Raw genomic sequence first — 23,547 nt, 5'->3', positions numbered from 1 at the left:
CTCACTTGAAGCCCTCACATAGTCATTGTTTAAATTAACAATTCATAACTATAGAAGTTTCATAACCTAGTTTTATTACTTGCTTGAATTTAAGTTTAAATTATTTTGACGGCAATGATAAGCATCAGCCTATTCTGGTATAACTAAAAATGGTACTTTGGGATTAAAGCCTATTTTTTTAATGACAGGTTCATTAATTATTTTTTCAATAAAACTATGCTTATAATTAACCATGGCTAAAATGTTAATATCTAGTTCTTCCACAAAATCTATTATTTCTTTTGTTTTTTTATCATATTTAGGCATCCAATGAAGCGTGTATTCATAGTTTTCTAAATACTCTTTAAGTTTTACTAGATTATATTTCTGTATGTCATCAAGTTCTTCTTCCACATTAATGTGCATAATCCTTATTTTAGAATCGTATAAATTGGCCAATAGCTTTAAAGATTTTAATTCCATATTACTATAAAATCTATTAAAGTCAGTTGGAAAAGCGATTTGCGTAGGTTCATTAAAATCGTATTCTTCTGGAATGATTAGAACTGGACATTTTTTTAAGTTTTTTATAATATGAATCGTATTGCTACCAAAGAAAAATTCTTTGGCTCCTGTACTGCCTTTGGTCCCCATAACAACCAAATCGATGTCCCATTCCTTAACGGCATTTGTAACAGCTGTTTTTAAATTTTCTGAACTCAAAATTATTTGAAAATCATGATTAGCATTAGCGTCTGAAGTTTCGGCTAATTCTTTCAGGGCTAACAATTCCCTTTTGGCGTTTTCTTCCATAGTTTTTAACAACTTATTTGAAAGATTTGAAAGTGTTGATACCTTTAAAATGGTCGAGTTCAAAAAATAGAACGTACAAAACTCATCTGCAAAGAGTTTTAATGCATAAACTACGGCATTCCAAGCATTATCTGAAAAATCGGTGGGCAGTAAAATTTTTCGTTTCATTTTGTTTAGGTTTTATAGTTTTTGGCTGGAATTACTAAAAATGGAATACTTAAATGAAACCCTATTTGATTTATGGTGTTTTTAAAAAACAAATTCTCAAAAAATGAATGTTTGTTATTTATCATAATCAATAAATTAATTCGGGCTTTTAATTGAAAATTATTAATAGCCTCTGCTACAGTTTGTCCACTAACACTATGAAATAACTGCGAGGTTTGTTTTAACAGAATCTCTAATTTTTTCATATTTTTTTCTTGATATTCAGATAGTTCATAACCGTAAGTTGCATTAAGAATATTGACTCTAGCATTGTAAGATGAGAGAATTTCAATAATAGGTTTTATATGAAATTCTTCGTAGTCAATTTCGTAATCTGTTGGAAATAAAACTTCATGAGGCGATTCAAAAGTAAAATCGCTTGGAATTGCCAAAACAGGACACTTAGCATTTTTAAAAACATGCACAGTATTAGAGCCAAATAAAATTTCCTTGGCACCAGTTGCTCCTTTGGTTCCCATTACAATATAATCGATCTTTTTCTCTGCTATTTGATCTTTAATTTCAGGAATTAGGGTGTTAAAAGTAGCTATGGTTTCAATGGCATGTTTGGGGTTGTTGTATTCCTTTTCAATACGCGTTTTAAATTGTTCCAAATCTCTTAAAGCATTTTCTCTAACAGCATCATACATACCAAATTGCGCAGGTTCTACCAATACATATTCAACCTGATAAATGGCAGGAGTATAGGTATTTAGTAAATAAAATGTACAAGCTTCGTTTTTAAAAAGTTGCATGGCATACGTTATGGCATTCCAGGAATTATTCGAGAAATCGGTAGGAAGAAGGATGTTTTTCATGATTTTGTAGTTTAGTTTATATTTTTTCTAATCACGATTGATATTTTGCAATGCTAAGAAGGGAATATCAATGTTTAAACTCAATTCATCTATTTTTGATTGGTACAGCATGTCCTCTAAAAAGGAATGCCTTGTGTTTACCATAACTAGCATGTCTACGTATTGTTCCTTGATGTATTTATAAATAGTATTTAAAATATGATCACTCTCTAAAACCTTAAAATTGAGTTTGTTTTTATGTAACTCTTCTTTTATGAAGTTTTGATTGTCTATTTGTCTCATGGATAATTTATCCGTTTTAGATATGTAAAGCATATCTATTTTAGCACGAAATGGTGATGCCATTTCACAAAGTAATTTTAACTCTCTTCTTTTGTAAGGAATTAAATAATTTGTTGGAAAGAGAATGTGTTTAGGTTGACTATATTCATGACCTTCTGGAATTGCCAATACAGGACATTGCACATATTTTATAACCTGCAAAGTGTGACTTCCAAAAGTGATTTTCTTGTTATTGGTTTTACCTTTGGTACCCATAACAATGATGTCGATATTTTCGCTATCAACAATCTTATCAGTTTCATCTATAAGCAAATTATTAGCCGAAATTGTAAAGTATTTGTGCTTAGGATTTGGCGAGATAGAATTTATATATTTTAAAGTACGATCTAACTCCTCTTCAGATTTTTGGCTCACTGTTATTGTGATACTATCTAAATTATTTTTTGTAACCAAATTTTCATCGGCATAAATGTCGTCTTGATAGGCATGCATGATGAAAAATTCACTTACTTCATATTTAAATAAATTTGTAGCAAATTTTATGGCATTATTCGCATTCTCGGAAAAATCAGTTGGAATTAATATTTTTCTCATCGTATAATAGGATTTTTATTAAAAATACATACGACAAAGAATGAAAACAATGATATTTATCAGATTGAAAACGAATACCTTATGTAGATATTTGTAGAATTAAAAAAGGGGATGTTTTAAAACATCCCCTTTTTTTAATCACAAAATAATTATGTGAATTGATTAATAGCCACTCTAAATAAGAAACAGGAAGTCTAAACTTCCTGTTTCCTTTTTTGAAATGTTTGATTTTACTTACTAACCTTTTCTAATCATTAACATCTCTAAAGAGTAATATTAAATCTTCAGATAACCAGTACCTTCAAACATTCCTGATACAGTGGTAAACATTATTTAACGTTCAACCCTGTTTTTTATAAGAAACAGGAGATCGAAACCTCCTGTTTCTCTTGAGTATTTAATGTTATCGTTCAACGTTCGGTTTTCTTCAACGCCACCTTTATTTCTAAAAGTATCATTCGTGGGTTTTCCTGCAAAACAATAGCTTCAAATACTCTATTTTTTGGCATTATCATTTTTCAACAACAATACCTATTTTTCTATTATGTAAAAGAACTTTTTAATCATGATGCTAATGTACATCTACATTTCTTAATAGGAAATGATATTTATCAGTTTTGAAAAATTATATTGGTACGATGCCATATGCCATATTTAGTAAAAACAAACCGGTAAAAAACAATAACGTATAAATTACCTGCACTAGTTTTATATTGATATATTCCAAAAGAGAAACCGTTGGCTTTGGAAAGATGAAAAGAGATAATCCTATGTAGAGTGATAGCCAACCAATAAGCGTGATAATGAGCTTCCAGTTAGGTTCCCACATATTATGAAACAGAATATTCAGTAAACCCACAATAATGGCTATAAGCGATGCAATGATTAAAAACTTTTCATCATTTAAATCTGAAAAAATTTGTTTGATTCTTTTTGGGTTGAAACTTAAAATCAAAAAGAAAATAATAAGATACCAACCCCAAAATTTTGCAAGAAAAATTGAATTATCCATAATATTTTAATTTTTTTCATGTAGTACCAAAAATGGTGTTTCTGTATGATAACTTATTTCTTCAACTTTTGAATGAAACAATATTTGCTGAAAGTAATTAAGGTTTTTTGCCACCATACACATCATATCCGTATTTCTAATTTCTGCGAAACACTGAATGGCATCTTCTATTTTCGCATTCGTTAAATAATGAAAACTATGGATAACATTATTAAAATAATCATCCAAAAGTTCACTGTTTCGTTTTTGCTCTATATTTAAATTGGCTTTCTTTTTACTTACATGAAGAATCCTTAAAGCAGCTTCATGTTTTTCCAACATATCAGAAAGAGGTTGCAATATTTGTATATCATAGCTTAATGAGAAATCTGTGGGAAATGCTATTTCTTTTAATTTGGTAAATTCTGCTTTTTCTGGTACAGCCAAAGTAGTACACTTAACTTTGGTGATAACGTCGCCAGTATTACTTCCTACTATAATTTTTTTTAGACCAGAAGCACCTTTGGTACCCATAACAATGATATCTATGTTTTTTTCCAAAACGTGCTTTCTAACAGATTCAATAAAGAAATCATAATCTGTGAGCGAATAAAATCTATGATTTTTATTGGGTAAAAAGTTGTTAGCTATACGCTTTAAAACCTTACGCAACTTTTGCTTTGAGGGCTTTGTATAAACCGCTTCTAATACCTCTTCCGATGCCACATACGGAGAGCCATCCATGATATTATTGCTTAATCTGTTTACGTGTAATAGGTAAAAATTACAAGCTTCTTTTTCAAAAAATTGAATGGCATATTTAATGGCATTCCAAGAATTTTCTGAAAAATCGGTGGGTAAAAGTATATTTTTCATCTAAAGGCATCTTTACTTCCACTAAATTAGTGTGTACTAACCTTAGATAAAATGATATTAATCATTTTGAAAAACGAACCTTAACTAGGTGATGCTTTTAAGTTTTTGAATATCTACTACTCTAATATTCCTACCCTCGGCTTTTATAATGCCTAACTTTTTAAATTCTGTTAACGCCCTAATAAGAGTTTCGGTAGCTATTCCTGCTACACTAGCCAAATCGTTCCTTGATATTTTTATAGGGTCTTCAGGTTTGCGATTTATTTTTTCTGCAAATTTTAAAATGGTTGTGGCTGTTTTTTTATTAACTGTTCCATAAGCCATTTGTAAAAGTTGTTCTTTAACGGCAGATAAATCATCTGTTAAAAGCTCAACAAGCTCAAACAAAACTTTATGGTTTTTCTCAAGTAATTCATTAAAATCTAAAATAGAAACCCCTAAAAGTTTTGTGTCTTCCATTGCAGTGGCTGTTTCTTGATGTGGTGTATTGGTGGTAAACGAAGTGTAACCAAATAAATCATCTTCTTTGTACAAAGCGGTTACTAATTCTTTCCCCTGTTCATCCATTCGAAAACATTTAACCGCGCCTTTATGGATTAAATAGATATAGTTAGAATGATCTCCTTCATGATAAATAATATCTTCTTTTTTAAAAATGAATTCAACCCCATAATCATCAAAAAAGTTTTTTAAATCGTTTAATGTTTTTATTTCATTTGGTTGTGGCTGAACAATATTGCTTTTTAAATAATTATTTTGGTTTAATTCTTTTAAAATGGAAACCTTCGCCATACGACTTTCAATGGCGCTAATAATATCATCTTCCGTAAATGGTTTAGTGATATAGTCATCTGCTCCTAAATTCATGCCTTTCCTAACATCGCTTCGCTCTGTTTTGGCCGAAAGAAATATGAACGGTATATGTTTAGTAGTCTTGTCTTTTGAAAGGACTTCTAAAGCACCATAACCATCTAGTTCTGGCATCATAATATCACAAACAATAATATTGGGCAAGTGCTTTTTAGCCAACTCTACCCCAATTTTCCCGTTAGATGCTGATATAACTTTATAATTGGACAATTCTAAGAGCTCTGCTGTATTTTCTCTTAATACGACATCATCTTCTATAAGTAAAACGGTTTTCATGTTTTTGCGTTATTAGGAAATTTTATTACAAATGAGGTTCCTTTATGTTCTTTACTTTCAAAATAAATAGAACCACTCAAGTTTTCCAGATGGCTTTTTACAATATTTAATCCAATACCTGTGCCTTGTGTATTAATTACGTTTTCGGCTCTAAAATAACGTTCGAAAATATGTTTTTGATCTTTTTCGGGTATGCCTATACCTTGGTCTTTTATTGTTACAGTTGTGTTTGAATCATCCTGTTTAATCTGCAAATCTATAATAGAGCCTTCTGGAGAATATTTTATGGCATTATACAATAGGTTGGATAGAATTAATTGAATTATTTTTTCATCTTGACAGACTGATAGATCATCAATGTTTTCTGGGTATTTTATTTGTTGGCCTTCTTTCAAAAGCATGTTGGCATCATAGACCGCTTCATTAACTACTTTACTTAATTTAAAGTTGTTAAACCTATAATTGATTTTACCGGTTTCCAGTTTTTCAACGGATAAGAAGTCGTTTATTATATTATTTAAAAAATTAACTTTATCTATAATGGTTTTTATGTGTTTATCGCGCTTTTCTTGGTGTGCTTCTAGTTGATATTTAGTGAGTAATTCACTGGATGTTAAAATAGCACTAAGGGGTGTTTTAAATTCATGAGATACCAATGATAAAAAATTGGTTTTTAACTCATTTAGTTCCTTTTCTTTGTTGAGTGCCTCTTTAAGTTGATAAGTTCGTTCTTCTACCGTATTTTCGAGTTTTTTCGTGTAATTTTTTCTTTCTGTGATATCTAAAATAATGGCAACAAAAACTTCATTGCCTCCTAAATTTGATAGTTGTAAATGCACTTCTACTGGGTAGGTGGTTCCATTTTTACGTTTGTGTATACTTTCGAACTCTAATTTTTCTACATTTTTTTTTAATAAAACATCAATGGTTTTTTTAAATTCACTTTTGTTTTCATCAGGTTTAATATCTAATGGAGTCATGTTTTTAAGTTCCTTTAAGGAGTATCCTATATTTTTTTGAGCCCCAAAATTAACGTTGATAAATTTTAGTGTTTTGGTATCAAAAACATATATTTCGTTCAAAGACTCATCAAAAATAGATGCCAAATGATGACGTTCTTCTTCAGCTTTTATTCTCAATGTTACGTCATTCTGAATACCTATAAAGTTAGTAACAACACCTTTATTATTTGTTATAGGAAAAACATACAAATCATTCCAAAACATGCTACCATCTTTTTTGTAATTGCGTAACGTTGCCTGGCAACTTTCACCTTTTTCAATGCATTCTCTAAGTTTTTTTAATGGGGCTTGGTCTCTGTCTTTACCTTGTAAAAATCTGCAATTATGATTTAGTATTTCTTTATCAGAATAACCAGTGAGCTTTTGAAAAGCCGAATTAAAATAAATAATAGGGTTGTCATGTTTTAAGGCATCCGTAATAACGATTCCATTATAAGCTGACTGCAACGCCTTGCTGCGTAGCATCAAGTTTTTCTCAATTTCTTTTTTTTCAGAAACGTCCTTAACCAAAGCCATTACGTAGGTTTTATTGTAGATGGTAAAAGGGTTTAATTCAACTTCAACAGAGATAATGGTTCCATCTTTTTTTAAGGCAAAAATATCAGATGATTGACCCATTTTTCTCCGTTTACCACTTTGAATAAATTTCTCAAAATAGTTAGAATGGCTATCATGATAGTTCGATGGAATTAACAGGTTAAGTTCCTTACCCATAAGTTCCTTTTTGCTATAACCAAAAATAGTTTCAGCAGAGTTGTTGACTTCCATAATATGTTGGTGGTTATCAACAATAATAACCCCTTCAGAAACTGTTTCTAAAAGAATATTGAATATTTCTTGGTCTTGTTGAAACATGAAAATGGTGGGTTTAGTCAGTACCTTAAAAGTACGAAAAAATCCTCATTTTTATGTGACTAAGACTGATTAATATCATTATTAAAAAGGCTACATCTATTTATCTTTATCAAGCAAAAATTCGATTAAAATGAAAACCAAAAACAAGTTAACACTCAAGTTTTATCAAAATCTAGGTAAGCTTTTTTATGCCATTGCAGGGTCTGATAATGTTGTGCGAAAAATAGAATTTAATAAATTAAAAGAAGTAGTTAAAACACAATGGTTAAACATAGATGCCATTACAGATGAATATGACGAAGATGCTGCCTACCAAATAGAAATTGTGTTTGATTGGTTGAATAATCAAAATAACCTTGATGTAAGATCGTGTTACAATGATTTTGTAAATTATAAGAACGAACAAAAGCATCTGTTTTCTACAGATATTAAAAAACTGATTATAAGAACAGCAAATGCCATTGCGAATTCTTTTTCAGGTATCAATAAGTCGGAGTTAATTATGTTGGCTAAATTAGATTTAGAATTAAAAAAAAAAATTCATGAGCAGTTTTAGCAGTATTATAAATTCGGGGGAGCTCGTGCTGATTGATTTTCATGCCCAATGGTGTGGCCCATGTAAAGTTTTGGCACCCATTTTAAAAGATGTAAAACACGAACTTGCAGACCAAATTAAAATCATAAAAATTGATGTTGATAAAAATCAACCATTAGCAGCCAAATATCAAGTTAGGGGTGTGCCTACCATGATACTTTTTAAAAATGGAAAACCGCTTTGGAGACAATCTGGTGTTCTTCAAAAAAGCGATATTATAAACATTATCCAACAATATTCTTAAATATATCTATCATGATGGATATCATTTTATAAAATAGTGAACCACGCTATTTTTAAAGAACAATTTTAAAATGATAGATCATGAAAAAACTACTGATTATATTTTTACTATTGCCTGTTCTCTTGCTAGGACAAACAACAGAGGAACTCGATTTTATTACCCCTTTTCATGATGGCGTTGCTGCTGTTAAAAAAGGAAACTTTTGGGGTTTTATAAATGAAAAGGGTCATGTTATTATAGATTTTCGGGATGATTTAGTTTCGACTGAAATAAACGGCTATAAATATCCCATTTTTAAAAATAATCGATGCTTGATTTCTGAGGTCAAAAATGGTATAATCTACTTTGGTTATATCGATAAAACAGGTAAAACAGTCATTGAGCCTAAGTTCCTAAACGCTCAAAATTTTGATAGCAATAAAACGCTAGCACTGCATCTCTTAAAAGAAGAACTAGGTAATAATGAGGTATTAGGTAAAAATGTTGTTAACTACAGGTATTATGAAGTTACCATCGATATTGATGGAACTGTAGAAAATTATTTAAATCCAAAAGGAACTAATATTGTTTTGGATAAAAAATTTATCAGAACGCTTCCGGAAATCACATCAAAACAGATTTCTGATAACCTTTACGCTGTTAAGGTAAATAATAATAAGTGGAAATTAGTATCAGTTGAGTACTAATTTGAAAGCATTTAAAAGATGAAAGCGAACCTTAATTTAGGGAAAATTTCAGGTATTAAAATAGTAGTCCATTGGACTTTCTTTTTTTTAATTGCTTGGATAGTATTTAGCGAGTTAAATCAGAGTGGCGATATTAAAAGTATTTTATTCAATATTGCTTTGTTAATTGCTATTTTTACCTGTGTCGTACTTCACGAATTGGGGCACGCTTTAACCGCAAAACGATTTGGTATAGATACAAAAAAAATAACCTTGTTGCCCATTGGAGGGATGGCTAGTTTAGAGCGCATACCAGAATCTCCAAAACAAGAACTTTTAATAACACTTGCAGGGCCTTTGGTAAATGTTATAGTCGCCATATTCCTCTATTTTATTATTCCTGTAGATGCGTTTATGCGCCTAAATTTCACCGAAACATTTGAAACATTAATGAGTTTTACATTACAAAATTTTTTGTTTTCCCTATTTATAGTGAATGTGGGATTGGTTATATTTAATATTATTCCAGCTTTCCCAATGGATGGAGGCCGCATTTTAAGAGCCTTATTAGCCACAAAAATGAGTCGCGTTAAAGCAACCCAAATTGCTTCAAGTATTGGGCAATCTATAGCTGTTATTTTTTTGTTGATAGGCTTATTGTACAACCCATTTTTAATCATTATTGCTCTTTTTATTTTTTTAGGAGCTTATGGTGAAAACCAAATAGTGCAACATTTGGCGTTGTTGAAAGGACATAGTGTGGAAGAAGCTATGATAATTAACATGACCACTTTTAATCCTGGAGACCCTATTGATTTGGTTGTCAACAAAATCATTTCAGGTACTGAAACTAATTTTGTTGTAGTCGAAGACCATAAAATTAAAGGTGTTTTAAAGCATAAAGCCATTATTGAAAACTCTAATAAAAATGTTTTGGTCAAAGATATCATGGATACCAACTTTAAAACTGTTAATAATACAGACGATTTAAATAACATTTATAACATCGTTTTTTCTGAAAAGAAATCATTTGTGCCGGTTTTAAAAGATGAAAAACTGGTTGGTGTTATTGATGCCACTAACCTAAATGAATATATTTTATTACAGTCTAAATTAGCTTATTAATAATGAAACGTGTTCTGTTTATAGGTCTTTTTCTTATCATCGGTGCTTGTTCGGAAAAAAAGGATAGAACACTTCCAATTCAAAGACCAATAACCGAATCTGTATATTCTTCAGTAACTGTGCAACCCGATAGTTTATATGAAGTTTATGCTATCGTTTCAGGTATTTTAGATGCTAATTTGGTTGAAGAAGGCGATATCGTTTTAAAAAATGAACCACTCATTCAAATTATCAATAGCTCGCCTAAACTAACCGCTGAAAATGCCAAATTTACTTTAGAGTTGGCAAAAGAAAATTACAACGGTAAAGCAGCTGTTTTAAGTGGTATTCTAGATCAAATTAATGCTGCAAAACTTAAGTACAAGAATGATTCTATTAACTATTTCAGGCAAAAAAATCTTTGGGAACAAAACATAGGATCTAAAATAGATTATGATACCAAAAAATTGAATTACGAACTCTCTGAAAACAACCTGCTAACGCTTCAAAATAATTATCAAAGAACCAAAAACGAATTACTAACCACTGTAAAACAATCAGAAAACAACTATCGAACCGCACTCATAAGCACCAAGGATTTTACAGTAAAAAGTAAAATCAATGGTAAAGTGTATGCCCTTTATAAGGAACCTGGTGAAATCGTAAATACCATGGAACCACTGGCCAGTATTGGCAGTATCAACAATTTTATTATGGACATGTTGGTAGATGAGGTGGATATCGTTCGTGTTAAAATAGGGCAAGATGTTTTAATTCATTTGGACGCTTACAACGGTAAAATATTTAAGGGGAACGTTTCAAAAATATATCCCAAGAAAGATGAGCGCAATCAAACGTTTAAAATTGAAGCCGTTTTTGAAAATCCTCCAGCCGTTTTATATCCTGGACTTTCAGGTGAAGCCAACATCATTATTGCAAAAAAAGATAGTGTATTGACTATTCCGAAAAATTACCTCATTGACGACACCAAAGTTGAAACTGATGCGGGTTTAGTAACCATCACTACTGGTCTGCAAAACATGGAATACATTGAAGTAATAGAAGGCATTAACAAAGATACCTATATTTATAAACCAGAATAATGACCCATTGGAACATTATATTGAGCATTGCAAAAACCCATTTGTTAACTAAAATCAAACAAACGGCTATCGCAGCTCTAGGTGTTACTTTTGGCATTGGTTCTTACATAACGTTGGTATGTTTTATGACTGGTTTGAATGCTATGCTGGATAATTTAATACTCAACCAAACACCTCATATTCACATCTATAATGAAATTGAACCTTCTGAAAATCAACCTATTGATATATTTAATGAATTAAAAAACAGTTTTGATGTAATCCATTCCATCAAACCAAAATTAAGCCAGAAAAAAATTCACAACGCATTACCACTTATCACTTATTTAGAAGAAGATAAAAACGTTCGTGGTGCGCTTCCTCAAGTTAAAACCCAAATTTTCTATATGGCTGGCTCTATTGAGCTTGGTGGTAATCTTACGGGTATTAATCCCATGGATGAAGCCCGTTTGTTCAATATGTCCGATTATATCGTAGAGGGTTCTGAAGAAGCTTTACAAAATACCGATAACGGCATTTTATTGGGTATAGGTATTGCAAAAAAAATGTCCTTAAAAGTTGGAGATTGTGTGCAGGTTAGTCCCATAAATGGAGGTGTTTTTCCATTAAAAATTGTGGGGTTTTATCAAAGTGGTGTGGCCGATTTAGATGCTATTCAAAGTTTTACCAATATTAAAACCGTTCAACGTATTTTGGGCGAAACCAATAATTACATAACCGATATTAATGTGAAATTATATGATATGGAAGAAGCGATGCCGCTGTCTAAAAAAATAGAACAACAATTCCATTTAAAAGCTGTTGATATTAAAACTGCCAACGCCCAATTTGAAACGGGTACTACCATTAGAAACCTCATAACTTATGCGGTTTCCATAACACTACTTATTGTGGCTGGATTTGGAATTTACAACATCCTCAATATGCTTATTTATGAAAAAATGAACGATATAGCCATATTGAAGGCTACTGGTTTTTCAGGGAGAGATGTGCAATTTATTTTCATGAGTCAAGCTATGATTATTGGATTTGTTGGCGGCATTTTAGTGTTGTTGATTGGCTTTGGGTTAGCATCTTTAATCGATACCATTCCTTTTAAAACGGAAGCTTTGCCAACCGTGGATACCTATCCCATAAATATGAATCCACTGTTCTTTGTCATAGGTTTTTTATTTGCCATGTTATCTACCTTTTTTGCAGGTTATTTACCAGCTAAAAAAGCAAAGAAAATAGACCCGGTTAAAATTATAAGAGGCCAATAAAATGAGCATTGTTTTAGAAGCAAAACATATAAACAAATATTTTAAGAAACCGGTATTGTTCCATGTTTTAAAGGATATCAATTTTCAAATCAAAAAAGGCGAATTTGCCTCAATAATGGGGAAATCGGGTTGCGGAAAATCTACACTACTATACATTTTATCAACTATGGATACTGATTATGAAGGCGAACTTTTTTTGAATAACCAATTGATAACCAATCAGAGTAGAGATCACTTGTCTCATATAAGAAATAAGCACATTGGGTTTGTATTTCAGTTTCATTACTTGCTACCTGAGTTTTCTGTGTTGGAAAATGTCATGCTTCCCGCTAAAAAGCTAGCTGAAAAATCAACTTTGGAAATTGAGCATGATGCCTTTGAGAAATTAAAAATGCTGAATATTGAGCAATTAGCAAAAAAGAAAGCATCTAGGATATCGGGTGGAGAAAAGCAAAGAGTTGCCATTGCCAGGGCTTTGATTAATAATCCTACAATTATCATGGGAGACGAACCTACCGGTAATTTGGACAGCTATAACTCTGAAAATGTTTTCAAAATATTCAAAAAACTCAGTGACGATGAAGGATTATCTTTATTAGTCGTTACCCATGATGAGGATTTTGCAAAACGAACCAATAGAATCATTACCATGGAAGATGGTATGATCATTACATGATATTCATCATTTCCTAGATGTTTTTTTTAAGCTAATTTTAATTGTTTAACTCTTAAAGAATAGTCAGTTAGGCTACAAATTCTTAAAAGAAATGAAGTTAAAAAAAGTACAACTGTTTAATTATTCACGATATGAATTCCTTGAAAATTATTGAAAATAAGGTGCTCAAGTTAATCCTATTAATAGAAAATGAGTATCCTGAGTTGTATATGTTTTTAGATGAAACGCCTGTGACTATTCCATCAATAAATAATCCAAAAATCAATTTCAAAATAATGGAAGATTATTTTGAAAGCTTAAAGCAACTATTAAAACATCATATTGAAACCCATAATAAGAAATAAATGCCTTTTATAGATTATTATAAAATACTCGGTCTAACTAAAACAGCTTCTGAAAGTGATATTAAAAAAGCTTACAGGAAATTGGCGCGCAAATACCATCCAGATTTAAACCCTAATGACCCTGCTGCCGAAAAAAAATTCAAAGAAATTAATGAAGCGAATGAAGTATTGAGTAACCCAGAGAATCGAAAAAAATACGACAAATACGGTGAGCATTGGCAACATGCTGAAGCATATGAAAAAGCAAAACAACATGGACCATATGATGGAAGTTATCAAGGGTCAGATGATGGGTATTCCGAAGAAGATTTTTCAGATTTTTTTGAAAGCATGTTTGGTGGTAGAACTTCTTCTGGTAATAGAGGCAGACAAGTAAAATTTAGAGGTCAGGATTTTAATGCCGAATTACAACTAGATTTGAAAGATGTTTACACTTCGCATAAACGCACCTTAACCGTTAACAAGAAAAACATTAGGATAACCATTCCTGCAGGCGTTGAAAACGGACAGATTATAAAAATAAAAGGGCATGGAGGTAAAGGGATAAATGGTGGACCTAACGGTGATTTGTACATTCAGTTTTCCATTGTTAACCATTCAAAATTTAAACGAGACAAAGACAATCTATACACAACCGTTGATTTGGATTTATACAAAGCCTTATTGGGGGGTGATTTGATGGTTGATACGTTTAAGGGCAAAGTAAAACTTACCGTAAAGCCTGAAACCCAAAACGGAACCAAGGTTAAACTTAGAGGTCAAGGTTTCCCGAAATATAAAAAAGAAGGACAATTTGGAGATTTATATATAACCTATAATATTAAATTGCCCGCCTATCTTTCAGATAAAGAAAAAGAATTAATCAAACAGCTACAAACACTGCGTTCATAATGGAAAAAACAGATTTAATACCCATACAATTAGTTTGCAAACATTACAAAATTCCTGTAGCTTTTATAAACTCTTTGCACGAATTTCAACTTGTAGAGTTGACTTTGGAAAACGATGATTTTTTTATTCATAAAAACCACTTAAAAAAAGTTGAAAAAATAGCTCGGTTACACTATGATTTGGATATAAATATGGAAGGAATTGATGCTATTAATAATTTATTGAAACAAATAAATGCCCTAAAACTTGAGATAAGAAATTTGCATAATAGGTTACGCGTATACGAAGATTTTTAAACAAATAATATGGAACAAATAAAGCATTGGATTTCTCAAAATCCAACAATTTATAGCATTATTAAGTATGCACTACTGGTTGCATTTGTTTTCTTTATTATGCAGTTAGTAAGACGAATTTTAAGAAAACAAGTAACCGATACTGCTGCTAGGTACAAATCTCAAAAAGGTATAGAAATTATTGGATATATTATTTTAATATTCCTTTCATTTTCATATTTCACAGGTAATATTAAGGACTTTACCCTTGCCATAGGACTGTTTTCTGCAGGTATTGCTTTTACACTCCAAGAACTGATTTTAAGCATTGCTGGATCATTATATATTTTTATTGTAAAAGTTTATAAACCTGGTGATAGAATTGAAATAAATGGAATTAAGGGAGATGTAATAGATGTAGATAGTATTTACACGACCATGATGGAAATAGGGCAGTGGGTAAGCAGCGATAATTATAGTGGTCGCATTGTAAAATTAAGTAATGCCTTTGTTTTTAAAGGCCCTATTTATAATTATTCACAAGACTTTCCTTTTATCTGGGATGAATTTAATTTACCCGTCAAATATGGATCTGATATGGAGTTGGCAAAATCTATTGTTATTAAAATAGCTTCCAAGACGCTTTCAGAATATACCTCAAATTCAAAATCGCAGTGGAAAGATGTGGTCAACAAATACTATATTGAAGATGCTTTAGTTGACCCAACGCTTGCCATCGCCTTAACCGATAATTGGGTTCAGTTTAACTTGCGATATATTGTAGATTACAGAAAAAGACGTGCTATCAAACATATTTTATATGATGAAATCTATAAAGAAATTAAAAAAACAGATGACAGGGTTGTTTTGGCATCAACCACTTTAGAACTTATTAAAATACCAGAAATAAAAGTAAATATTAAGGAGAACTTTTAAAACTAGTTTTTAACGTAAGAAAACTAATTAAAGTTTATAAAATGGAAGATGTGGCAACCCATATGAGAAATGAAACCCAAAAGCAATACTTCAGTTTAGAAAAGAACACGGAACTTTACTTTGCTATTCTTTGTGGTGTATTTCTTTTATTAGGATTTATAATTCAAAAACTAACAAATTTTTCAATCTGGATTTATTTATCATGTTATATAATCTCTTACTTTTTTGGGTGTTTTTATATAGCTATTGAGGCTTATAAAAAAGTTGTTAAAGGTGCTTTTGATATCGATTTTTTAATGATGGCCGCCGCCGCCGGGGCTTTCTATATTGGTAAGTGGGCAGAAGGGTCTTTACTTCTATTTCTATTTAGTCTAGGGCATGCTCTAGAACACTATGCCATGAATAAAGCTAAAAAGTCTATCGAGGCTTTAAGTAACCTCTCTCCAAAAACCGCATTAGTTAAAAAAAACGATAAACTTGAAGAAATACCCATAAAACATTTATGTATACATGATGTTATTGTCGTAAAATCAAACACTAAAATTGCCGCAGATGGTGTTATAATTAGCGGTTCTAGTAGTATTAATCAAGCACCTATAACAGGGGAAAGCATACCTGTTGATAAAGTATTTATTGATAGCACCGATGCTTTACCAAAATTTAATGATATTGATAATAAGCATATCGTATTTGCTGGAACTATAAACGGCGATAACAACCTAGAAGTATTGGTTTTAAAACTTAGTAAAGATTCCACAGTTTCAAGACTCATAAAAATGGTAAGTGAGGTTGAAACTCAAAAATCTCCCACCCAAAGACTTACCAAAAAGTTTGAGAAATGGTATGTGCCAATTGTGATATTAGCCGTTACATTGTTATGTTTTGCTTATTTAATAATTGATGAAGATTTTAACCAAAGTTTATATCGTGCCATTACCGTATTAGTGGCAGCAAGTCCCTGTGCACTGGCAATTTCCACCCCCAGTGCTGTATTGAGTGGTATAGCCAGAGCAGCACAAAAGGGCGTGCTTATTAAAGGAGGCAAAGCCCTAGAAGATTTAGGAGAAATTACAACCATTGCTTTCGATAAAACCGGAACATTAACAGAAGGAAAACCGAAACTTACCAACCTAATCCCTTTAAATAATTTCAAAGAAAAAGACTTGTTAGAGTTGGTTTTAGAAGTAGAAAGTTTAAGCAATCATCCCATAGCAAAAGCGATTGCAAATGATATAAAATCCCTACATAAGATTCAAACCAAAAATAAGGCGACTAATGTTATTGCTATTCATGGAAAAGGAATATCTGCAAATTTTAATAATGAAAAAGTTTTAATTGGTAATATAAAAATGATACATGATGCTGGCATCATCGTAGACCAATCAATTTTAACAAAAATGGGAAGTCTATTAAAAAATGGCCACACAGTAATGATAGTAGCTTTCAAAAAACAGGTGGTAGGCCTCATTAGTGTGATGGATGTGCCAAGGAAAACTGCTGAATCTACTCTTAAACAATTAAAAAATATAGGTATAAAGCATATGGTTATGTTAACAGGCGATCATCAAAATGTTGGTAATGCCATTGCTAAACAAATTGGTCTGACGGGTGTTAAAGGCAATTTACTCCCAGAAGATAAAGTATCCGAAATTAAAAATTTAATAGAAAAATATCATAAAATAGCCATGGTTGGCGATGGCGTAAACGATGCGCCAGCAATGGCATTAAGTACGGTAAGTATCGCCATGGGTGCTGCCGGAAGTGATGTAGCTCTAGAAACTGCTGATGTAGCGTTAATGTCTGATAAAATTGAAAACTTACCTTTTGTTATTGGATTGAGTAGGGCTTCAAAACGCATTATAAAGCAAAATATTTGGATAAGTTTAGGAATGGTAAGCTTACTAGTACCTGTAACTATTTTAGGACTGACAAACATTGGTTTGGCTGTCACTTTTCATGAGGGTTCTACCATTATAGTAGTGCTAAATGCTTTGAGATTGCTTCGTTTTGAGATGACTCCAATTCGTTGATATATTAAAATTATTAGCATATTAAAATTTTAGAAGTTATAGCAAACAGAATTTCTCTAAAAACTTAAAAACTGTAATATAAGTTACATATAAACAAGCCTTTAACTGACTAATATCATTGCCCTTAAACACCCATAAAGGTATTTTTAATCTATTAATTTTAATATCTAGTATGATGAAAAAAATAATTTTATTGGTAGTGTTTGTGGTTTTTGGAACTACAACATTAAAAGCACAAGACAAAGTACAGGACAGAGACCGAGATAGAGTTATGTTGGTTGATGGTGATGTATTGCAAATTAGAGACCGCGATCAAATTCGATTGAAAGACAATATTATTTTAAACGATGGAACTGTGGTTTATCCAGATGGAAGCTACCAAACCAAGGATCAAGTTAGGTTGCGTTTAAGGGATGGTGAATGTTTGGATAATGATGGTGTTTTATTTAGAAATGAATACCAATACCGTTACAAAATCCAACAAGAAAACAAAGGTTTAGCAGAAGCACAAGTTCAACAACGAAATCAAAACAGATACCAAATTATGGTAATTGATGGAGACGCTTACCAAATAAGAAACCAATTTCAAAATCAAATCCGTGAGCAAATCAAACTTGAAAACGGAACGGTTGTTAACCCTGATGGTAGCTATCAAACAAGAGATCGAGTACAATTGCGTTTGAAAGATGGCGAGTGTTTGAATATGAATGGAGAAATGTTTAAAAACACTCTTCAACACAGGAAAATGATGATTAACAAACCTATGATGCAAAATAAGGTTCAAAACAAATCATTAATAAAAAAGCAAACTAAGAAAAAAGGAGCTGCTTAGTTTGCAAAGAGAAGGGATTTTGTTGTTCTTCAAAATCCCTTCTTTTCCATGTTTAAAGCATTCATCATGAAATTTTCAAAATTCAAATTTATTCGTTTTTTGCTTTTGTTTTTACTTGGGAATAGTATTTTCAGTCAAAGTGAAATTAAAAAAGAAGTGCAAACAAATGGTGCTGATTCTTCATATGTTTCATTAAGTTTAGGATATATTAATGATGCTGTTTTTTTTGGCAGAAAAGATTCTATAAGTGCGCCCTATCTTTATCCATCCATTACTTATTTTAATAAAAGTGGTTTCTATGCAACAGGATCATTTTCTTATTTAACAAAGTCAAATGAAAGTAGGATAGATTTATTTTTAGGAACCATTGGTTACGATTTTAATATTAGAAAATTACAAGGCGATATTTCCTTTACCAAATATTTTTTTAATACAGATAGCTACAATGTGATCTCTGAAGTTGAAGCAGACATTTCTGCAATTATGGTTTACGATTTAGATATTTTAAATGTTGGTGTAGGTGCGACACTGTTTATTAATAAAAATAGTGGCTCTGACTTTTTTTTATATTCTGAAATAAGTCATGATTTTGTGACAAAACATCAAAGGTTTCAAATATCACCAACAGCAGGTATTTATTTTGGTTCTCAAAATTTTTACGAAGAATATTATATAAATAATCGTTTTGGAAATGGTAGTCGAGGCAAAGGCTCCGGTCAAGGAAATGTAGGAAATACGCAAACAGCAGTAACTTCGGTTGTGCTAGAGGAAAGCGAAAAATTTAGTTTAATGGCCATAGAATTCAGTTTGCCTATTTGGTATGTAAATAAACCATATATTTTAGGATTATCACCTTATTTTATCATTCCCAAAACACCCGCAACTTTAACAACAGAAACTGATATTTATAAAGAAGATTTAGATAACACATTTTATTTTATGTTGAGTATAAGTTACATTTTTTAAAATTGAAAGGTGAATAATATTTTAATTGAATATTTCTAAAAGTAAAAAGTATGCTAACCTTTAAAAACTACAATATTGCCGATTGGTTTTCCTTTTATCGAATAGCCGCTGCACCTATTTTGTTGGTATTAATTTGGTTAGATTTTCGCTTAGTTTTTACGTGTTTTTTGTTAATCAGTTATTTAACCGATGCCATTGATGGGTTTTTAGCTCGTAAATTAAAAATAACAAGTCCAAGGGGCTCGCAGCTTGATTCGTTTGGAGACCAAATAACACTAATTATTGGGTTAATGGGTTTGTCCTATTTTGAAACGGCCTTTATAAAAACTAACCTCCTTTTAATTCTTCTTGCATTCATACCCTATATTATTCAAATGCTTATAGCATATTTCAAATATGGGAAAGCAACAGCTTTTCATACCTATTTAGCAAAACTCTCAGCGGTGCTTCAAAGCGTATTCATTTTATGGTCGTTATTCTTTATTCCTGAATACGTTTTGTTTTATATAATGATTATTATAGGCGTGCTAGAAACTATTGAAGAAATCACTCTCATTTTTATGTATAAAAATTGGGCCTCCGATGTAAAGGGCATTTATTGGGCTTTACGCGATAAAAGACGATTAAAAAAGAGAACGCATTAAATCAATAAATAGCAGTAAACAGTTAAAGCAATTTTCATGTTAAAACTTATTAGAATTCTTAAAAGTTTCATTTTTCCAGTTACAATATTCACCATTTTAACTTTAATAGGTGTAATTATGACTATAAATGCAGTTTACATAATGTACGCCAATAATAGTGAAAGTGCTATATATTCAGCTATCATAATTCCAATCACCATATCAATAATAGGCTTATATATACTAGACAGATTGCTGCTAAAAAAAATATCCTACATTAAATTAATGATCGGGGAAATCGTTTTTATAGTAATCACTTTTTTTATTTTCATATATCAAAGCAGTACGATTGATATTAATTTCTACACTAATGAAGATTATGTTTTAGTCCTATTTGATTCTCATGAGAATTCAATGTCAAAGTTCAATAAAAAAAGAATTTTTGGCAAAGAATACGATGTTTACGACACCAATATTATTCACTTAAACAGTGAAATATCCTTCAGGAAAGATTTAAGAATTAATGTTCCCAAGCAATGGGAAAGTTTTACCCAAAACAGAAGTATTTATGAAAAAGATGGCGACTCCATCAAATATATTTTCTCAAGAAGAAATATAATGAATATGCCTTATAAAATTGATAATCGATATTTTATAGATAGTTTAATTAATGAAGTTAAATTGAAATAATCCAAAGTAAAATATCATGCGTAGCTATTCCTTTTTTACAATTTTATTATTGTGTTTAGCAATTCTATTAGTAGATATTTTATCATTTCACTGGCTACAAGATATTGCACAATTACTAGATTCTTCATTGCTTACAAGGGCTATTAATCTATTATTCTGGTGTTTTTCTATTGGGCTTATAACAGCCATAATTATTCTTAAGGTGACTCTAGATGATATCAATCCAAAACGGAAACAATTATTAGTTTCATCATTATATGGGCTCACCATTTCATCGTTTATTCCTAAAATTCTATTTGTTATTATAATATCGATTCTGTTTTTTGGCAACGTCGTTTTTTCTGAAAAAGAATCTTTGGTAGTAATTCCATTAATTGGTTTGTTTTCAGGATTTCTACCTTTTTTTGTTATTGTTTACGCTGTTTTTAAAGCAGTTTATCATTTTAAAATATATACACATAAATTATATTTCAACTATTTACCAAAAGCGTTTGATGGTTTAAAAATCGTTCAAATTTCTGATTTACATATTGGAGGGTTTAACAATCGTTATAAAGTCTTGCAAAAAGCGTTTAGACTTATCAACAATTTACATCCAGATTTTATTTTTTTTACGGGCGATTTGGTCAATAACTATGCTTGGGAATTAACTGGTTGGGATAAAACATTTAAAAAACTATCTGCCATAAAAGGGAAGTACGCCGTTTTGGGAAATCATGATTATGGCGATTATTCGAAATGGAATAGTGATGCAGAAAAACAAGAAAACCTCAATAAAATTAAACAATTCTATAAGGATGTAGGTTTTAAATTATTGGTGAATGAGTCTGAAATTATTAAAACAGACAATGAAAAAATAGCCATTATTGGTGTCGAGAATTGGGGGAAACCACCTTTTAAGCAATACGGCGATTTAGTATCTGCCATAAAAAAAGTAATTAATATTCCTTTTAAAATATTACTCTCGCATGACCCTTGCCACTGGAATGAAGAGGTTGTTAATGATACAAACATTGCACTAACGCTTTCTGGTCACACACATGGCATGCAATTCGGATTTAATTATAAAGACATGACTTGGAGCCCAATAAAATATAAGTACAAACATTGGGCAGGTTTATATAAACATAATAATCAATATTTATATGTAAATAGAGGATTGGGTTGGATTGGTTTCCCAGGAAGATTAGGTATGCGTCCTGAAATAACTTTGATTGAACTCAGAACAAACTGATTTATATCATAAAATTAAAGACAAATTTAAAATAACTTGACATAGTTTTCTAACTTTAAAAAGAGCGAATCTTTTTAAATGTCATTTATTAAATAACTCATTAAATCTTAGAATATGATTAAAACCCTTACCACATTCGAGTGCACATATTTATTAAAAAGAAATTATATTGGTTATTTAGGATACATATTTAACAACCGCCCTTATGTAGTCCCTATAACTTACTATTATGATGACATTGAAAATACCATTATTGGCTATTCCGGTATTGGTCATAAAATAAAGGCTTTGCGAAATAATGGCCTAGTATCTTTAGAAGTTGCAGAAATAGATTCTGTAAGTAATTGGAAATCTGTTTTGGCACATGGAATATATAGGGAGTTTGAAGGTAGTTCTGCAAAAATCAATCTGCATAAATTTTCAGAGCGTGTCAAGGATGTTATCAAAATTAAAGAAGGTAAACATTTAAGTCATATAAGTGAGTTCTCAAGTAAAATTTTTAAAGAAGGTATACCAGTGGTCTTTCAAATTGAAATTGAAGAACTAACAGGTAGGGAGAGACAATATTAGATTTGAATTGTTTAAAATCATTCTTTTCTACTAACAATTAAATAAAGACTTACCATGATTACAAATATTAAAAAAGAAGATTGCTTAAAAATCCTTAACAACAATTATATTGGGCATTTGGCTTATGTATATAAAAATTCACCTTTTGTAATTCCCATCACTTACTACTACGACAAAAAGAACCTGACGGTGATAGGTTATACAGGTGAAGGCCATAAAACTAAAGCCCTTAGGGCGAATAATGCTGTGGCCCTTGAAATTGCCGAAATACAATCTGTTGATGAATGGAAGTCCATACTTATTCAGGGGACTTTTGAGGAATTGGAAGGCTCAGATGCTAAATATGAATTGCATAAGTTTTCATTGGGTGTAAAAAAACTCATAAAAGAAAATGAGAACAAGGAACTTCAGTTTATTCCAGAATTTTCTGGTAAAACACACTTTGAAGCTTTACCCATAGTTTATCATATAAATATTCAGGAAATTACGGGTAAGCAACGGAAATCTAAAAGCAACGTGAACTATTTAATACCCAAAAAGGAGAAAAAGTTTGGCATTCTTTAATGATGAATTAGATGAAAAATACAAATCTTGTATTCATCAAAACAATCCACACCATAATCTGGTTGTTTTACAATGTGGTTATATTTTATTTGTTGTATGCCACTATTTTTAATAAAATTGATGTTTGGGTCTGGATTTGTATAGGTTTGGTAATATTGGAAGGTATTGTGCTCCTATTGTTTAAATGGTATTGTCCGCTTACTTTAATAGCCCGAAAATATTCAGATTCCACAAAAGATAACTTTGATATTTTTTTACCTAATTGGCTCGCCAAACATAATAAGACAATTTATACAAGTATTTTTGTGGTTTCTATTGGGATTTTGATTTTAAGATTAATTTACAATTAATTAAAAATTA

Annotated in this window: 27 protein-coding genes; 20 read left to right on the top strand and 7 right to left on the bottom strand. The window is 31.0% G+C overall.

Translation table 11 applies throughout. The features are described 5' to 3' along the window. Positions 1-129: 129 nt before the first annotated feature. The 7 genes from ABD963_RS08320 to ABD963_RS08290 form a co-directional block, all read right to left on the bottom strand. Positions 130-960 (bottom strand): universal stress protein, encoded by an 831-nt coding sequence (locus tag ABD963_RS08320; RefSeq protein ID WP_345276491.1) that lies wholly within the window; start codon positions 958-960, stop codon positions 130-132. 5 nt (positions 961-965) lie between these two features. Further along, the gene (locus tag ABD963_RS08315) at positions 966-1,817 is read right to left on the bottom strand and encodes a universal stress protein (protein WP_345276490.1); all 852 of its coding nucleotides are present in this window, start codon (positions 1,815-1,817) and stop codon (positions 966-968) included. Between the two features lie 27 nt (positions 1,818-1,844). Next, the gene (locus ABD963_RS08310; protein ID WP_345276489.1) at positions 1,845-2,693 is read right to left on the bottom strand and encodes a universal stress protein; all 849 of its coding nucleotides are present in this window, start codon (positions 2,691-2,693) and stop codon (positions 1,845-1,847) included. A 625-nt stretch (positions 2,694-3,318) separates the two neighbouring features. After that, complete coding sequence (locus ABD963_RS08305) at positions 3,319-3,705, bottom strand: hypothetical protein (RefSeq protein ID WP_345276488.1); 387 nt, start codon at positions 3,703-3,705, stop codon at positions 3,319-3,321. Between the two features lie 6 nt (positions 3,706-3,711). Further along, on the bottom strand, positions 3,712-4,560 hold the full coding sequence (locus tag ABD963_RS08300; RefSeq protein WP_345276487.1) for a universal stress protein: 849 nt from the start codon (positions 4,558-4,560) through the stop codon (positions 3,712-3,714). Positions 4,561-4,644: 84 nt separating this feature from the next. Continuing rightward, positions 4,645-5,706 (bottom strand): response regulator, encoded by a 1,062-nt coding sequence (locus ABD963_RS08295; protein WP_345276486.1) that lies wholly within the window; start codon positions 5,704-5,706, stop codon positions 4,645-4,647. After that, a complete protein-coding gene (locus tag ABD963_RS08290) occupies positions 5,703-7,583 on the bottom strand; it encodes a PAS domain-containing sensor histidine kinase (RefSeq protein ID WP_345276485.1) in 1,881 nt (626 codons plus the stop codon). Before ABD963_RS08290 ends, ABD963_RS08295 begins: the two co-directional genes overlap by 4 nt. A gap of 130 nt (positions 7,584-7,713) precedes the next feature. On the opposite strand from ABD963_RS08290, the gene ABD963_RS08285 reads away from it, so the two are divergent. The 20 genes from ABD963_RS08285 (at position 7,714) to ABD963_RS08190 (ending at position 23,537) form a co-directional block, all read left to right on the top strand. Further along, positions 7,714-8,139: a hypothetical protein gene (locus ABD963_RS08285; RefSeq protein ID WP_345276484.1), complete on the top strand. Its 426-nt coding sequence runs from the start codon at positions 7,714-7,716 to the stop codon at positions 8,137-8,139. Further along, complete coding sequence (gene trxA, locus ABD963_RS08280; protein ID WP_345276483.1) at positions 8,126-8,422, top strand: thioredoxin; 297 nt, start codon at positions 8,126-8,128, stop codon at positions 8,420-8,422. The genes ABD963_RS08285 and trxA overlap by 14 nt, the downstream gene beginning before the upstream one ends. 80 nt (positions 8,423-8,502) lie before the next feature. Further along, positions 8,503-9,108: a WG repeat-containing protein gene (locus ABD963_RS08275; protein WP_345276482.1), complete on the top strand. Its 606-nt coding sequence runs from the start codon at positions 8,503-8,505 to the stop codon at positions 9,106-9,108. 18 nt (positions 9,109-9,126) lie between these two features. Next, a complete protein-coding gene (locus tag ABD963_RS08270) occupies positions 9,127-10,212 on the top strand; it encodes a site-2 protease family protein (protein WP_345276481.1) in 1,086 nt (361 codons plus the stop codon). Between the two features lie 2 nt (positions 10,213-10,214). Continuing rightward, a complete protein-coding gene (locus ABD963_RS08265; protein ID WP_345276480.1) occupies positions 10,215-11,294 on the top strand; it encodes an efflux RND transporter periplasmic adaptor subunit in 1,080 nt (359 codons plus the stop codon). Then, complete coding sequence (locus ABD963_RS08260) at positions 11,294-12,556, top strand: ABC transporter permease (RefSeq protein ID WP_345276479.1); 1,263 nt, start codon at positions 11,294-11,296, stop codon at positions 12,554-12,556. Before ABD963_RS08265 ends, ABD963_RS08260 begins: the two co-directional genes overlap by 1 nt. 1 nt (position 12,557) lies before the next feature. Beyond that, entirely contained in the window at positions 12,558-13,232 is a 675-nt protein-coding gene (locus ABD963_RS08255; RefSeq protein ID WP_345276478.1) for an ABC transporter ATP-binding protein, read from the top strand. 131 nt (positions 13,233-13,363) lie between these two features. After that, positions 13,364-13,576 carry a hypothetical protein gene (locus ABD963_RS08250; RefSeq protein WP_345276477.1) on the top strand — a complete coding sequence of 71 codons (213 nt, stop codon included), beginning with the start codon at positions 13,364-13,366 and terminating at the stop codon, positions 13,574-13,576. After that, a complete protein-coding gene (locus ABD963_RS08245; RefSeq protein WP_345276476.1) occupies positions 13,577-14,467 on the top strand; it encodes a DnaJ C-terminal domain-containing protein in 891 nt (296 codons plus the stop codon). It abuts the gene before it with no gap. Beyond that, positions 14,467-14,763: a chaperone modulator CbpM gene (locus ABD963_RS08240; RefSeq protein ID WP_345276475.1), complete on the top strand. Its 297-nt coding sequence runs from the start codon at positions 14,467-14,469 to the stop codon at positions 14,761-14,763. The genes ABD963_RS08245 and ABD963_RS08240 overlap by 1 nt, the downstream gene beginning before the upstream one ends. A gap of 9 nt (positions 14,764-14,772) precedes the next feature. Beyond that, the gene (locus ABD963_RS08235; protein ID WP_345276474.1) at positions 14,773-15,678 is read left to right on the top strand and encodes a mechanosensitive ion channel family protein; all 906 of its coding nucleotides are present in this window, start codon (positions 14,773-14,775) and stop codon (positions 15,676-15,678) included. Positions 15,679-15,719: 41 nt separating this feature from the next. Further along, on the top strand, positions 15,720-17,708 hold the full coding sequence (locus tag ABD963_RS08230) for a heavy metal translocating P-type ATPase (protein WP_345276473.1): 1,989 nt from the start codon (positions 15,720-15,722) through the stop codon (positions 17,706-17,708). Positions 17,709-17,880: 172 nt separating this feature from the next. Next, positions 17,881-18,540 carry a DUF6799 domain-containing protein gene (locus ABD963_RS08225; RefSeq protein ID WP_345276472.1) on the top strand — a complete coding sequence of 220 codons (660 nt, stop codon included), beginning with the start codon at positions 17,881-17,883 and terminating at the stop codon, positions 18,538-18,540. 66 nt (positions 18,541-18,606) lie between these two features. Continuing rightward, positions 18,607-19,506 carry a hypothetical protein gene (locus tag ABD963_RS08220; RefSeq protein WP_345276471.1) on the top strand — a complete coding sequence of 300 codons (900 nt, stop codon included), beginning with the start codon at positions 18,607-18,609 and terminating at the stop codon, positions 19,504-19,506. Positions 19,507-19,556: 50 nt separating this feature from the next. Then, a complete protein-coding gene (locus ABD963_RS08215) occupies positions 19,557-20,150 on the top strand; it encodes a CDP-alcohol phosphatidyltransferase family protein (RefSeq protein WP_345276470.1) in 594 nt (197 codons plus the stop codon). Positions 20,151-20,186: 36 nt separating this feature from the next. Continuing rightward, complete coding sequence (locus tag ABD963_RS08210) at positions 20,187-20,819, top strand: hypothetical protein (RefSeq protein ID WP_345276469.1); 633 nt, start codon at positions 20,187-20,189, stop codon at positions 20,817-20,819. A gap of 16 nt (positions 20,820-20,835) precedes the next feature. Continuing rightward, on the top strand, positions 20,836-22,053 hold the full coding sequence (locus ABD963_RS08205) for a metallophosphoesterase (RefSeq protein ID WP_345276468.1): 1,218 nt from the start codon (positions 20,836-20,838) through the stop codon (positions 22,051-22,053). Positions 22,054-22,167: 114 nt separating this feature from the next. Continuing rightward, positions 22,168-22,623, top strand: a complete 456-nt coding sequence (locus ABD963_RS08200; protein ID WP_345276467.1) for a pyridoxamine 5'-phosphate oxidase family protein — start codon at positions 22,168-22,170, stop codon at positions 22,621-22,623. A 54-nt stretch (positions 22,624-22,677) separates the two neighbouring features. Next, positions 22,678-23,187 (top strand): pyridoxamine 5'-phosphate oxidase family protein, encoded by a 510-nt coding sequence (locus ABD963_RS08195; protein WP_345276466.1) that lies wholly within the window; start codon positions 22,678-22,680, stop codon positions 23,185-23,187. Between the two features lie 11 nt (positions 23,188-23,198). Then, on the top strand, positions 23,199-23,537 hold the full coding sequence (locus tag ABD963_RS08190) for a hypothetical protein (RefSeq protein WP_345276465.1): 339 nt from the start codon (positions 23,199-23,201) through the stop codon (positions 23,535-23,537). The last annotated feature ends 10 nt before the right edge of the window (positions 23,538-23,547 follow it).

This window comes from Litoribaculum gwangyangense (assembly GCF_039543505.1).
Classification (GTDB): Bacteria; Bacteroidota; Bacteroidia; order Flavobacteriales; family Flavobacteriaceae; genus Litoribaculum; species Litoribaculum gwangyangense.
This window is presented reverse-complemented; position numbering and strand designations above follow the sequence as displayed.

Bases quoted from the DNA above. Each gene is read 5' to 3' on its own strand.
- ABD963_RS08320 (WP_345276491.1), bottom strand. From the start codon at position 960: ATGAAACGAAAAATTTTACTGCCCACCGATTTTTCAGATAATGCTTGG.
- ABD963_RS08315 (WP_345276490.1), bottom strand. From the start codon at position 1,817: ATGAAAAACATCCTTCTTCCTACCGATTTCTCGAATAATTCCTGGAAT.
- ABD963_RS08310 (WP_345276489.1), bottom strand. From the start codon at position 2,693: ATGAGAAAAATATTAATTCCAACTGATTTTTCCGAGAATGCGAATAAT.
- ABD963_RS08305 (WP_345276488.1), bottom strand. From the start codon at position 3,705: ATGGATAATTCAATTTTTCTTGCAAAATTTTGGGGTTGGTATCTTATT.
- ABD963_RS08300 (WP_345276487.1), bottom strand. From the start codon at position 4,560: ATGAAAAATATACTTTTACCCACCGATTTTTCAGAAAATTCTTGGAAT.
- ABD963_RS08295 (WP_345276486.1), bottom strand. From the start codon at position 5,706: ATGAAAACCGTTTTACTTATAGAAGATGATGTCGTATTAAGAGAAAAT.
- ABD963_RS08290 (WP_345276485.1), bottom strand. From the start codon at position 7,583: ATGTTTCAACAAGACCAAGAAATATTCAATATTCTTTTAGAAACAGTT.
- ABD963_RS08285 (WP_345276484.1), top strand. From the start codon at position 7,714: ATGAAAACCAAAAACAAGTTAACACTCAAGTTTTATCAAAATCTAGGT.
- trxA (WP_345276483.1), top strand. From the start codon at position 8,126: ATGAGCAGTTTTAGCAGTATTATAAATTCGGGGGAGCTCGTGCTGATT.
- ABD963_RS08275 (WP_345276482.1), top strand. From the start codon at position 8,503: ATGAAAAAACTACTGATTATATTTTTACTATTGCCTGTTCTCTTGCTA.
- ABD963_RS08270 (WP_345276481.1), top strand. From the start codon at position 9,127: ATGAAAGCGAACCTTAATTTAGGGAAAATTTCAGGTATTAAAATAGTA.
- ABD963_RS08265 (WP_345276480.1), top strand. From the start codon at position 10,215: ATGAAACGTGTTCTGTTTATAGGTCTTTTTCTTATCATCGGTGCTTGT.
- ABD963_RS08260 (WP_345276479.1), top strand. From the start codon at position 11,294: ATGACCCATTGGAACATTATATTGAGCATTGCAAAAACCCATTTGTTA.
- ABD963_RS08255 (WP_345276478.1), top strand. From the start codon at position 12,558: ATGAGCATTGTTTTAGAAGCAAAACATATAAACAAATATTTTAAGAAA.
- ABD963_RS08250 (WP_345276477.1), top strand. From the start codon at position 13,364: ATGAATTCCTTGAAAATTATTGAAAATAAGGTGCTCAAGTTAATCCTA.
- ABD963_RS08245 (WP_345276476.1), top strand. From the start codon at position 13,577: ATGCCTTTTATAGATTATTATAAAATACTCGGTCTAACTAAAACAGCT.
- ABD963_RS08240 (WP_345276475.1), top strand. From the start codon at position 14,467: ATGGAAAAAACAGATTTAATACCCATACAATTAGTTTGCAAACATTAC.
- ABD963_RS08235 (WP_345276474.1), top strand. From the start codon at position 14,773: ATGGAACAAATAAAGCATTGGATTTCTCAAAATCCAACAATTTATAGC.
- ABD963_RS08230 (WP_345276473.1), top strand. From the start codon at position 15,720: ATGGAAGATGTGGCAACCCATATGAGAAATGAAACCCAAAAGCAATAC.
- ABD963_RS08225 (WP_345276472.1), top strand. From the start codon at position 17,881: ATGATGAAAAAAATAATTTTATTGGTAGTGTTTGTGGTTTTTGGAACT.
- ABD963_RS08220 (WP_345276471.1), top strand. From the start codon at position 18,607: ATGAAATTTTCAAAATTCAAATTTATTCGTTTTTTGCTTTTGTTTTTA.
- ABD963_RS08215 (WP_345276470.1), top strand. From the start codon at position 19,557: ATGCTAACCTTTAAAAACTACAATATTGCCGATTGGTTTTCCTTTTAT.
- ABD963_RS08210 (WP_345276469.1), top strand. From the start codon at position 20,187: ATGTTAAAACTTATTAGAATTCTTAAAAGTTTCATTTTTCCAGTTACA.
- ABD963_RS08205 (WP_345276468.1), top strand. From the start codon at position 20,836: ATGCGTAGCTATTCCTTTTTTACAATTTTATTATTGTGTTTAGCAATT.
- ABD963_RS08200 (WP_345276467.1), top strand. From the start codon at position 22,168: ATGATTAAAACCCTTACCACATTCGAGTGCACATATTTATTAAAAAGA.
- ABD963_RS08195 (WP_345276466.1), top strand. From the start codon at position 22,678: ATGATTACAAATATTAAAAAAGAAGATTGCTTAAAAATCCTTAACAAC.
- ABD963_RS08190 (WP_345276465.1), top strand. From the start codon at position 23,199: ATGAAAAATACAAATCTTGTATTCATCAAAACAATCCACACCATAATC.